This is a genomic window from Kribbella sp. NPDC006257 (assembly GCF_040613535.1).
Taxonomy (GTDB): Bacteria; Actinomycetota; Actinomycetes; order Propionibacteriales; family Kribbellaceae; genus Kribbella.
In genome coordinates this window covers 1-11649 of the sequence record NZ_JBEXSJ010000015.1, presented here as the reverse complement: position 1 = coordinate 11649, position 11649 = coordinate 1, and the positions used below count along the sequence as shown (strand labels likewise).

10 protein-coding genes and 1 tRNA gene are annotated in these 11649 nt (G+C 66.7%); 3 read left to right on the top strand and 8 right to left on the bottom strand.

What is annotated here, in order from left to right; all coding sequences use genetic code 11:
• Entirely contained in the window at positions 1-1293 is a 1293-nt protein-coding gene (ilvA, locus tag ABZ004_RS19395; protein ID WP_355681266.1) for a threonine ammonia-lyase IlvA, read from the bottom strand.
• 231 nt (positions 1294-1524) lie between these two features.
• On the opposite strand from ilvA, the gene ABZ004_RS19390 reads away from it, so the two are divergent.
• Positions 1525-2388: a hypothetical protein gene (locus tag ABZ004_RS19390; protein ID WP_355681264.1), complete on the top strand. Its 864-nt coding sequence runs from the start codon at positions 1525-1527 to the stop codon at positions 2386-2388.
• 115 nt (positions 2389-2503) lie between these two features.
• Here the strand turns inward: ABZ004_RS19390 and ABZ004_RS19385 are convergent, their stop codons facing one another.
• The 3 genes from ABZ004_RS19385 to ABZ004_RS19375 form a co-directional block, all read right to left on the bottom strand.
• The gene (locus ABZ004_RS19385; RefSeq protein ID WP_355681263.1) at positions 2504-3463 is read right to left on the bottom strand and encodes an alpha/beta fold hydrolase; all 960 of its coding nucleotides are present in this window, start codon (positions 3461-3463) and stop codon (positions 2504-2506) included.
• A 37-nt stretch (positions 3464-3500) separates the two neighbouring features.
• Complete coding sequence (locus ABZ004_RS19380; protein ID WP_355681262.1) at positions 3501-3959, bottom strand: hypothetical protein; 459 nt, start codon at positions 3957-3959, stop codon at positions 3501-3503.
• A 188-nt stretch (positions 3960-4147) separates the two neighbouring features.
• Positions 4148-5707, bottom strand: a complete 1560-nt coding sequence (locus ABZ004_RS19375; RefSeq protein WP_355681261.1) for an LCP family protein — start codon at positions 5705-5707, stop codon at positions 4148-4150.
• Between the two features lie 233 nt (positions 5708-5940).
• Here ABZ004_RS19375 and ABZ004_RS19370 point away from each other — a divergent pair.
• A tRNA-Ser gene (locus ABZ004_RS19370) sits at positions 5941-6030 on the top strand.
• A gap of 45 nt (positions 6031-6075) precedes the next feature.
• Here ABZ004_RS19370 and ABZ004_RS19365 read toward each other — a convergent pair.
• From ABZ004_RS19365 to ABZ004_RS19350, 4 genes are all read right to left on the bottom strand, one after another.
• Positions 6076-6972, bottom strand: a complete 897-nt coding sequence (locus tag ABZ004_RS19365; RefSeq protein WP_355681260.1) for an LLM class flavin-dependent oxidoreductase — start codon at positions 6970-6972, stop codon at positions 6076-6078.
• Positions 6969-7391: a PPOX class F420-dependent oxidoreductase gene (locus tag ABZ004_RS19360; protein ID WP_355681259.1), complete on the bottom strand. Its 423-nt coding sequence runs from the start codon at positions 7389-7391 to the stop codon at positions 6969-6971. The genes ABZ004_RS19365 and ABZ004_RS19360 overlap by 4 nt, the downstream gene beginning before the upstream one ends.
• Before the next feature lie 77 nt (positions 7392-7468).
• Positions 7469-7672 (bottom strand): hypothetical protein, encoded by a 204-nt coding sequence (locus tag ABZ004_RS19355; RefSeq protein ID WP_355681258.1) that lies wholly within the window; start codon positions 7670-7672, stop codon positions 7469-7471.
• Between the two features lie 34 nt (positions 7673-7706).
• A complete protein-coding gene (locus ABZ004_RS19350; protein WP_355681257.1) occupies positions 7707-10268 on the bottom strand; it encodes a beta-L-arabinofuranosidase domain-containing protein in 2562 nt (853 codons plus the stop codon).
• Between the two features lie 193 nt (positions 10269-10461).
• Between ABZ004_RS19350 and ABZ004_RS19345 the strand changes: the two genes are divergently transcribed.
• Complete coding sequence (locus tag ABZ004_RS19345; protein ID WP_355681256.1) at positions 10462-11475, top strand: LacI family DNA-binding transcriptional regulator; 1014 nt, start codon at positions 10462-10464, stop codon at positions 11473-11475.
• Positions 11476-11649 lie beyond the last annotated feature (174 nt).

The following is an 11649-nucleotide window of genomic DNA, read 5'->3' as shown; positions in this document are numbered from 1 at the left end:
CTAGATCAGATAGCGGAACTCCGCCGAGTCCGGCTTGATGCGCTCGATGTCGAGCGGGGCGGCCTCCATCCGGTCCAGCAGACCGGGGAGGTCGTCCGGCCGGCTGATCTCGAGCCCGACCAGGGCGACCCCGGTCTCCCGATTGTTGCGCTTCACGTACTCGAACAGCGTGATGTCGTCATCCGGCCCAAGCACACCGTCCAGGAACTGCCGCAGCGCACCGGGCTCCTGCGGGAAGCTGACCAGGAAATAGTGCTTCAGCCCCTCGTAGATCAACGAGCGCTCGACGATCTCGCCGTACCGGCTGACGTCGTTGTTCCCGCCCGACAACAGGCAGACCACGGTCTCGCCCGGCCGCACCTCGACGCCATGCCCCAGAGCCGCCGTCGACAAGGCTCCCGCGGGCTCGGCGATCATCCCGTCCGTCTGGTACAGCTCGAGCATCTCGGAGCAGACCAGCCCCTCGGGCACCGACAACATCTCCACGCCAGCAGCGGCGACCAAGGGCAAGGTGGCGTCACCAACCCGGCGTACCGCAGCGCCATCCACAAAACTGTCCAGCTGCGGCAGAGTGACAGGCTCGCCGGCAGCCAACGCAGCAGCCATACTCGCCGCCCCAGCAGGCTCAACCCCCACAACCCGTACGCCGGGGTGCCGCGCGGCGAGCCAAGTCGCCACACCGGCCACCAGACCGCCACCACCCACCGGAACCACCAGTACGTCGGGCGCCCGGCCCAGCTGCTCGACGAGCTCCACTGCGACGGTGCCCTGGCCCGCAACGGTTCTCGGGTCGTCGAAGGCCGGAACCAGCGTCGCTCCGGTCTCGGTCGCCTCCGCGAGCGCTGCCGCGGCCGCATCGTCATAGGTGTCACCGGTGACGATCACCTGGATTTGATCGCCCCCGAGGGCGGCGATCCGGTCGCGCTTCTGGCGGGGCGTCGTCCGGGGGACAAAGACGCGACCATGCACATCAAGCGTGTGACAGGAATACGCGAGTCCTTGGCCGTGATTGCCCGCACTGGCGCAGATGACACCGGCTTTTTTGGAAACCTCATCTAGCTGCGCAATCAAGTTGTAGGCGCCACGCAGTTTGTAGGAACGGCCGATCTGGAGGTCTTCGCGTTTCAGCCACACGTCGGCACTGATTCGCTCGGACAACCGCAGGTTGCGCTGCAACGGAGTACGGAGTGCTACCCCGTCCAAGCGCTGGACAGCGGCCTCGACAGCGGCCGCGTTGACCGGTCGAGGAGCCGAATCAGTCGCTGAATCTGCATCTGCATTACTGCCCTGCATGTGCTTCCTTCCCGTGCATCTGCACGATTCCTACCATTTCGTTCACTGCACAAGACGCGCTGGGTCCAAAGTACGGACCCTTGGACAAGGTTGCGCAACAAGGTGCTTTTTTCAGGCGTGAAACAGGCCGTTACTGGGCAGTCTAGTTTTCATACGCTCACTCGGTGTAACGCCCAGGGTCCTGGACGGGATGAGCCGAGTAAACCGGTCAACGGGGACTGGAGGGCAGCTATGGAATCGATTCCGTTCAGTCTGTGGGGAGACGCGCTGTGGTGTGGTCAGGAAGTCGTGCGGGAGGCGCCGCACGAACAGGCGATCCGAAGCCTGTTCCCTGATCCCATCCCGGCGCGAGGAGCAGATCTGGACACGGACGCGGATCTCGTCCCGGAACCGCACAACCGTTTCGATCCGCGCTCGATCGCAGTGCGGGTCCAAGGCAGGACCGTCGGCTATCTGCCGAGGGAAGACGCGCACCGGTACCACCCGGTGCTTTCGGAGTTGGTGGCACAAGGCCTGCAACCGCAGGTGCCGTGCCATTTGTGGGTGAGTGAGTGGGAGCCGGCCGACTGGGAGGGCAAGAGCGACGGCACCGAGTTCCATGCCAGCGTCGCGGTCGCCCTCGGGCAGCCGCACATGCTGGTGCCGGTCAACCTGCCACCACCCGGGAGTTACCAGCTGCTGCCGATGGGCAGCGGGATCGTCGTACCGGGCAGTGAAGTGCACCCGGACGTGCTGGCGCCGTTCTTCCGGCCGGAAGGAGAGTGCTGGGCGTACGCCACGATGCACGCGGTCGAGGAAGAGGACGCGTTCGCCGAGCGGAACCGGATCGTGGTCGAGATCAGGCTGGACGACGAACCTGTCGGCCGGCTCAGCACCCGGCTCAGCGCCGAGTTCCTGCCGGCCATCCACTACCTGGCCGACATGCGCGCCGAGACGGCCGCCCGGGTCACCGTGCGCGGTGACCGAGCAGCATCGGAGGTGATTCTGTACGCGGCCCGGAGTCATGACCTGCCGGCCACCTGGCCGGACGGTCTGACCCGATCCCCAATCGCTTCTCCAGCCTGGCACTACTGGGCCGGTAAAGAAGCCAACTGAGAGCGGTGCTTTTCATGAGGCCGAAACAGGCTACCGGACGCGCAGTACTCACCAACCAGGTGGTGGCGGGTGATGCGGGTCTACCAAAGGCTCGGGCGGTGCCGGCAGATCGGCGTCAGAGTTTGGCGCCGATCTGCTGGTAGATCTCGTCCATGGCGCCGGGGAGGTCGTCGTGGCCGAAGTCGGGGTAGAGACGGAGCTCCTTTGCCGAGGTGAGCTTGTTGTACGCCGCGTACTGGGTGGACGGGGGACAGACCTCGTCCTCCAACCCGACGTACAGGGTGACCTCCGCCTGGATTCGCGGCGCCAGGTGCTGCACGTCGATGTAGCCGAGGGTGCTGAAGACCTCGTCCTCGCGCAGGTGGCGTGGATCGCGCTTGCGGAACCAGGTGGTGATCTCGTTGTACGGATCCGTGTCGAGGTTCAGCTTCCAGGCCCGCTGGTAGTCGGTCAGGAACGGGAAGACGCTCGCGGTGTACTTGATCTCCGGGGTCAACGCGGCCGCGACCAGGCTCAGCCCGCCGCCCTGGCTCCAGCCGGTGGTGGCGACGCGGGTCTCATCGACCTCGGGCAGGCCGCGGATGATGTCGGCCAGCCGCCGGGTGTCGAGGAAGACGTGCTTGTAGAGCAGGCTGTCCGGTCCGCCGTCGAGGCCTTGGACCAGGTGGTTGCGCAGCGAGAAGCTGTTCGGCTGCTGGGAAGGGGTCCGGTAGGCGACCTGCTCGCGGACATCCAGAGCGGCGATGGTGAACCCGCGGGCGGCGTACGGGATCAGGTCGATCCACTTCGGCTGCTCACCGCCGTACCCGTGGAACATCAGTACGGCCGGTCCGGTCGGGTTCGTCGGGCGGATCACTTTCGCGTGGACGCGGTAGCCGCCGGTGCCGTTGAAGTAGAGGTGCTCGGCGCGCGCGAACGGCAGCGGGAAGTCCGTTGCCGGCTCGAAGACGGTCTCCGGGTCGGTGCCGGCCAGTTCGGCCAGCGCCTTCTCCCAGAACTGGTCGAAATCGTCCGGCCGAGGGTTGGTCCCCTGGTAGGCGATCAGTTCCTCGTACGACATCTCGAACGACAGCACAGCCGGGCTCCCAAGGTTCAAGCGGATGAATCGCTTGTCATTCTGCTTGATCCGCCTCGTCCGGGGCAGTGCCGTCCCAGATTGTGTAGCCGTGCGCCTGGTTCAGCCGGTCCCGGAGGTCCGCTTCGAGCTTGTCCGCCTTGCCCGGGGCGAGCCAGCGGAGCGGGACCAGGATCGTCCCGTCCTTCTGCTTGGTCCGCAGCGCGACCGCCGGGCCCTGGGTGGTGTCGACCCGCCCGACCTCGGTGATCTCGTCCCAGTCGGTCTTCAGGCCCCGTACGGCGACGGTCTCGGCACCCGTTCGGAGCAGGATCGGCGGGAACGCCAGAATCCACAGACCGCCCAGCACGACCAGCCCGCCCAGGGTGGCGAACACCACGACCACCACCTCAGGCAGCCCGACGGCCCAGACGATCGCGGCCACCCCGAGGATGATCAGTCCCGCGGCCGGCACCCCCACAAACCGCCCAGCCCGCATCCGGTACGTCGTACGCATCCCCCAAGGATCTCAGCGCCCACCGCCACACCCCCGACCGGGTGTCCCCACCCCCCACTCCCCGCTCCGGCGGTCCAGATCCCGCAGGTCCGGACACCTTCCCGGGACCCGGGACAAGGCGTGCCTTGACCCCACCCCCGAGTAGGCGTCCCCACCCCCGCCGAGCGCCTTCCCTGGGTTTGGGAAGGTCAGCCCTTCGCCGGGTGGTAGGCGCACGCGTCGTTGAGGTCTTCCGTGCCGCCCGCCGGGGGCTTCACCGTCGTCGTCTTGGTGCTGCCCGGCTTCTTCGTGGGCGTGGTGGACGGGGTCGAGGCGACCGGCTTGGTCTTGGTGGCGAGCGCGTTCTTGACGATCTCGCGCATCGCCTCGTAGTCAGGGTTCTTCCCGGTCGGGAAGTTCTTGTTCTTGTCCAGGTCCACGTTGGACACGTTCGCGCCCTTGACCTTCATCCCGAGATCGATGAACGCGGGCAGGATCTCCTGCGGGATGTCGGTGCGGAGCAGCTTCTTGCTCGCCGAGGCGATCTGCTGGTACTTCGTCACCAGCGCCGTCGGGTTCGCGCTGTTCACGATCGCGTGGATCGTGCAGCGCTGCCGCTCCTGGCGCGACGGGTCGCTCAGCCCGTACCGGCCGCGGGCGAACCAGAGACCGTCGTGCCCGTTCAGGTGCTGGTTCGGACCCGGCTGCAGGTAGCGGCTGGGCAGCGTGTCGTCGGCCGAACCCGGACCGCGGTAGTCGCCGCCGATCGGCACCTTGTAGTTGATGTTGACGGTGATCCCGCCGAGCGCGTCGATGATCTGCTCGAAGCCCTGCAGGTTGACCTGCATGTAGTAGTCGATCTTGAGGCCCATCGCCTCGCCGACCGACACCTTCAGCACGTCCGCGCCCTCGTTGTCCGAGGGGCCGAGGACACCCGGGTGGGCCAGCGGGAGGTTCCGGTACATCGCGTCCAGGTAGAACTCGGGCTGCTCCACGTTGCCCTTGCTGGGGTCCCAGAAGCCTTCCGGGTAGTACTTGTGCAGCGGCGAGTCCTCGGGGAACGGCATCCGCATGAAGTTCCGGCTCAGCGAGATCAGCTTCGTGTCACCGGTCTTGGTGTCGATGCTGGCGACCATCACCGTGTCGGTGCGGGTGCCCTCACGGCCGGCGCCGTCGTCCGCGCCGAGCAGCAGGATGTTCAGTCGCGGAGTGTTCGCCCAGGGGTCCTTCTTGTTGACCTTCGGCCGGGTCGCGCTCTTGGAGTTGCCCTCGGACTGGAAGACGTTGCCGACCAGGTCGCGCTGCGCCATCACGGTCTGTGCGGCGACCGTGGTCGGGACGGCGATGCCGAAGCAGATCAGCCCGACGAACGCGGAACCGGCCAGCCGGCCGACATGGCTGACGCTGACCGGGCGGAGCAGCTTGTGCGAGGAGACCACGATCCAGATCCAGCAGAAGCCGAGCAGGACGACGACCGCGGTCGCGATCAGCAGCCGGCTCGGGTCGACCGCGAGCTCCACGACCGAGTCGCGGTGGGTGAGGCCGATGTACGCCGCCAGGCCGAGCAGGCCGACGCTGAGCGTGATGATGAACGCACCGAGCTTGGTGCGGCCGCCCATCACGAAGCCGGAGCCGGGGATCAGGGCGCTGATCAGGGTCAGCCCGATGGCCTTCGAGGCCGTCCGAGCCCGGTGCGCCTTGTGACTGCGACGTGACCGGCTACCTTTCGGCGCGGACCTGCGTCCAGCTGCGCGAGTACTCCGCGACATGGCTCCGTTCCCTGATCGACGACGTGGCGGCGATACCGTTCCTGCTGCAGACCGGCCTCGATACATCAGACGCCGCTACTGCCTCCTCGGTTGACTCCCGACCCCCGTCGATTCTCGCCAGATTACAGGGCGCCAGGGCGACACTCCCAGCCAGTCCGTCCCCCACTTTGCCGCTGGCCCGGTTCTCCGGATAGTCTTTCTCTTCGTCGAGCCCCTTGCCGGGGTCCGTCGGAGGAGGCGTCGCCTAGTCCGGTCGATGGCGCCCGCCTGCTAAGCGGGTTGAGGGTAATCCCCTCTCGCGAGTTCAAATCTCGCCGCCTCCGCACACAAGAAGAAGGCCCCGAGCCACGCTCGGGGCCTTTCTCGTGTCAATCCAGCAACTTGGCTGCCTCAGCCAGCCTTTCGACGGAGCGGGGTGTGACCGGCTCCACAGCGGCGATCAGGTGGTCGACACCCAACTCCCGGTAGTCGCGGAGCGCGGCCGCCAGCTCCTCGACCGTCCCGTCGATGGCTGTCGCGCTCGGCTCGTCGATCGCCGGCTGGTCCGGATCCCGCACCACGATCCCCACCGTCCGAGCCACCGCGTCCTCCGGTCGCCCGCTCGCGTCGGTCGCTACCTTCAGCTCTGCCAACCGCTCCTTCACCCGCTCGTCCACCGCCCCGAACCACGCCGTGTTCCACGCGTCCGCCCACTGCGCCGTCAGCTCCAGCATCTTCGGCCGCCGCGCCGCCACCAGAATCGGGATCTCCCGCTCCGGCGCCGGCACCACCTCGGCGTCCCGCACCTGGTGGTACTTCCCCTCGAAGCTGAAGTTCTCCTTCCGCAGCAGCCGTACGACGATCTCCAGCCACTCCGCGAACCGCCCGACCCGGTGATCGGTCGGCAACCCGAACGCCTCGTACTCCGGGTCGTGCCATCCCGCACCCACCCCGAGAATCAGCCGCCCACTCGACACCACATCGAGCGCCGCCGCCATCTTCGCCGTCAACCCCGGATCCCGGAACGACGCACACAGCACCATCGTCCCGAGCTCGATCCGCTCCGTCACCGCGGCGACCGCACTGAGCAGCGTCCACGCCTCATGCATCCCGTACGTCCGGGGATCGTCCCCACCCGGTCGATACAGGAAATGGTCCGCCAGCCACACCGAGTCCAGCCCGTTCGACTCCACCGCCAAGGCGATCGCCCGAATGTCGGCCCAGGTCGGCACGCCGCCCTCGGGCCCTTCGTTGTCGCCGACCGGAAGCATCACACCGATCTTCATGCGCCCTCCACCCACGGTCCGACCCCGCCGATCTTCTCGACGGTGATGTGCGTGATGAATCCCGGCGGGTAGTCGTCACCAGGCAGGAAGTCCGCATCCGGTCCGAGATACACCTTGGCCAGCTCTCGCAGCTTCTCCACCGCGCCACCTTCGGTGATCCGCGCCGTACCGGTGATCACCAGATACTCGACCAGCCCGTGCTCGTTCACATGATCGGTCTCGAACGAGAGCGCCACCCGCCCGTCCCGCCGGATGTTCTTCACCTTCCGATGCTCCGGAACATGCGCGGCGACGATCTCGTCCCCGTCCAGCCCCACCCAGATCACCGAAACCTGCGGACTCCCGTCCGGATTCACCGTCACCAGATGCCCCAACGCATCCGACTCCAACACCCCACGCGCACTCTCCGGTATCACCATGCCGGCCAACCTACGCGCCCCCACCCCCAGCCGCAGCCCCCTCCTGTCTGCCCTCGGCGGAACCATGCACCCACCACCTACCGACGGAGAACATCCCGAAGAACTGCGGCCAAGTAGCCGAGACCGAGACCCACCGCGGCCGCGAGTGGCGATCCGAAGATCGCCGAATCCGTCCACTCCTCGCCGCCCACACTCCAGGACAACACCAGGTTCGCCAGGACCAGAATCCCCGCGCCGGACAAGGCCCACCGCCCGCGTCGCCCGTGCCTGGCTGAATCCATCCGAGAGACTCTACCGACCTGAGTCGCGAACCCCTCAGCTGAAAGTGAGGCTCAGGATCCCGCCTGAGAAGGTCGGGCGCAGCACAGCCTCAACCCGGAAGCGTTGGGCGTACACGGGTGTGAACTCCACATTGTTGAAGGTGTCAGTCAGTACGCCGTACTGCGTGGGTTGGTCGACCGGTCGCCAGGTTTCTCCGTCCAACCACAACACCCGCCACGTCGCGGGCACCCGGCACTGTCCGGCACCCGTGTCGTCGAACCAGTACACCGAAGCCCTCGAGATCTCCCTGCTTTCTCGTAGGTCGTACTCGATCCATTCCGTCGTCCCTCTCCGGTCCCACCAGGTGAACCGCGGAATCGACTGATCCGCGGACGATCCCGGATCCCGCCCGTCATCAGCCGCCTCGAGCGAGTCCCCGTCATTCACATGCGAGGCAGTGATCCTCGTCCGTCGCCGCCATTGGATGCCGTGCGCATCGACCGTCGGGAACGAGCTGATCCTCAACCGGGCCGCACCCATCGGAATCAAGGTGACGTCCTCGACCGGCTGGTTCGATCGTGCCGGACTCGGTTGCATCAGCCCGACCACGTGCTCGCTGTCGGTCTCCCACTCGGGAATCCGTCGCGCCTTCGCCTTGAGCTGCAGCGGAGTCCCTTGATGGGTGAACGGATTGGCCCCAGCAGGAACAGTTCGCCGTACGACCTCGTACGGCGTACCGGCGACCAGGCCGTAGTTCCACGGGGTCGTCGGGTAGACAGCGAGCTCGGGCCATTGCTGGGTGCCGCCGATGACCTCGTAGCGCTCGCCGATCGCGAGGGAGTAGGTGAGCGGACCGCGGTCCACCGAAATCGTTTTCTGATTTTCCGTCCAGAGTCGAGTCCTGACCCGCATCGGCAACACCAACTTCACGCGGTCGCCCGGGTGCCAGGTCCGGTCGAGTTTGACCCAGCCGCCCTGCGCCTTGGTCGAGAGGCGGGCCGAGTTCACCGACACCGAGTACTCCGACGCCCAGCCAGGGATCCTCAGGTAAAACGGAAAACGTGTGCTGTGCCGCGCCTGCACGGTAAAGGTGATCGTCTCGTCGAACGGATACTCGGTCTCCTGCACGACACTGACCTCGGTCCCGGCCCCGGGACCCACCCGAGCGGTCACCTTGCTCGCGGAGTACATGGAAGCCGCCAAGCCGTTGTCCGTCGTCGCCAGCCACAGCTCCTGCACGTAGTACGGCCAACCCATGCCGTAGTTGTGCGGGCAGCAGCGGTACTGATGCACGCCGTACTTGTAAGCCTGCATGGCGAAACCGTTCTGGAACTGCCCGTGCTTCACCGTGTCGTCAAGCTGCACGCTGTTGGCGCAGGTGATGTAGTGCATGACCTGCTGGCTCGGGTCGTACGACGCGGGCAGCAGGTTGAACGCGAGTTCCTCACAGCGATCGGTCCAGTCCGTGTCCCCGGTGAAGCGGGTGAGCATCTCGAACGTATGCATCAACTCGACGATCCCGCACGTCTCGAACCCCTGCCGCGGATCGCCGAACCCCGGCCGCGAGTTCTCGTCCCCGGCGAATCCGCCGCCCGGGAATTGCCCGTACAACCCCATGATCGTGTCGTAGTTCCGGTACGTCGCCGCGCGATACTTCCCGTCGCGCGCAAGAAGCCCGTACTGCAAGGGTTCCCGGAACCCCTGCGCCAGATTCACGTTGTGCCAGGTGGGGATGCCATCGGTGTAGTCGGCCGATCCGGCGTGCATCTTGTGAACGAGGTCGAGCAGCCAGGAATCGCCGGTGCGGTTGTAGAGCCAGTACGCGCTGTCGATGTTGTCGCCCCACCGGAACGCGCCCCATGAGCGGTTGAAGACTTCGGCCGGCTGCGTGTTCTGGAACTGCAGATAGCGGGTCATGAACGGGATCACCCGCTCGTCCCCGGAGTACTCGTACCAGGACCGGAACGCTGCCAGCAAAGGCATCCCGGGCCAGAAGTCAGGCCCGCCTTCCAGCGACGTCCGCAACCGCTCTGGCCCGAACCAGCCGTCCGGCGCCTGAGTATCGATGATGCCGTGGATCCATCGCTCGGTCTTCGCCAGTACTGCGGGGTCGCCGGTCACGTACCCGAGATCGCCGAGGCCGCGGAGCCAGTACGGCAACTCTTCCCAGGCATCCTTCGCCGCATCGACCCAGCCGTTCGTTTCGTAGACGAGGAAGTCGGAGATCTCGTCGTACCGGCCGCAGAGTCCTCGCACCTGCAGGTCGAGCTGTTGCGCCAGCCAGCCGCGCGGCTCGATCGCCCCCGGCGGCAACTTCTGGAACGGCACCGGCTGCAACGGAGCCTTGTTAGGAACGTAGTGCCCGCCGCGAGTAGCAGGCGGACCCACGGCCGAGCCGGAAGTGCCGACGCCGGGTGAGCCGGAAGCGCCGCCCGTCGAGCCGGACGCGCCGACCACGCCAGAGCCGGACGTGCCGACGCCGGCGGCGCCGGGAGCGCCGGCAGGTTCGGCGGCGTTGGCTGGGGAGGCGGTCATGCCGGCCGCCAGGCCGGCGGCGGCGAGAGTGAGACTGAGGAAGTCACGACGGGGCATCCCTTCGGCAGGGGAGTCAGGCATGGCAGGTCCTCTTTCGCGTGATGTGAATGGGCGGGGCATCACACAGGGGACGGAAAAACCGCAAACGTTTTCCGTCCTGACAACGTAAGACCACAGCGCGCCTCCGTCAAGACCAGGCCCTTGTTCTGTAAGGGTTTCCGGCCATTTCCTGCTACAGTCGTCCGCACGTTGGCCGACGGCGAAAGGAAAGGCATTGGCGAACAGAAAGCCGGTGCCGGCGAAGCAGGTAGCGCGGATCCTGGATGTTGCCGCGCTGGCAGGCGTGTCCGTCGGCACTGCTTCGAAAGCGCTCAACAACACCGGTCAGCTGAGCCCCGCCACCCGTGAACGCGTACGCCGAGCGGCCGACCAGCTCGGCTTCACCCCGGACACCCGCGGCCGAGCGCTGCAGTCAGGACGCACCTATACGGTCGCCCTTCTCACCACCGACAGCTCGGGAAGATTCAGCAACCCGATCATGCGCGGAGTCGAGGACGTCCTCAGCGCCGGCGAACTAGCGACCATCCTCTGCGACACCCGGGACGACCCACTCCGCGAGCAGCACTACCTGCGTTCACTCGTCGCCCGCCGCGTCGACGGAATCGTCGTCACCGGAAGACGCACCGAGCCGCGCCCGCCCATCGACGTACCGCTACCGGTCGTCTACGCCCTTGCCGCGTCGACCGACCGCGCCGACACCTCGGTGATCGTCGACGAGCAGCAAGGCGCCGCCTCCGTCGTCGATCACCTGCGCGGCCTCGGGCGGACCAGGATCGCCCATGTCACCGGCCCCGTTCATCACCGCTCGGCGGCCGAGCGCGCGAGCGGGGTGGTCGATCATGCCGGCACGCTCTTCGCCGCCGGCGAGGTTCTCTTCGGCGACTGGAGCGAGCAATGGGGCCGCCAAGCCACCGACCAACTCCTCCGCAGCCACCCCGACCTCGACGCGATCACCTGCGGCAGCGACCAGATAGCCCGCGGCGTCTGCGACCGCCTCCGTGAACTCGGCCGATCCGTCCCCACAGACATCGCCGTCACCGGCTACGACAACTGGCCAGTCATGACCCAAGCCAGCCGCCCCCCACTCACCTCAGTAGACCTCCAACTCGAAGAACTGGGCCGTCAGAGCGCCCAACTGCTCCTCGACGCAATCGCCGGCACCCGCCGCTACGGCACCCTCGAACTCCCCACCCGCCTGGTCCCCAGAGAGTCCACCCTCGGCACCTGACCTGCGACGGGACCAGCGCGGCACCCTGACAAAGGGACCAGCGCGGCTCCCTGACAAACGTCGTGGGGCCCGGGGGGGGGGGTGCGGGGGGGGCGGGGGGGGGCGCGGTACGGCTGGGGAATAATTATTCAGCGGGGCCAGATTGTTTTCATATATATGTATATTTTTTTCGGG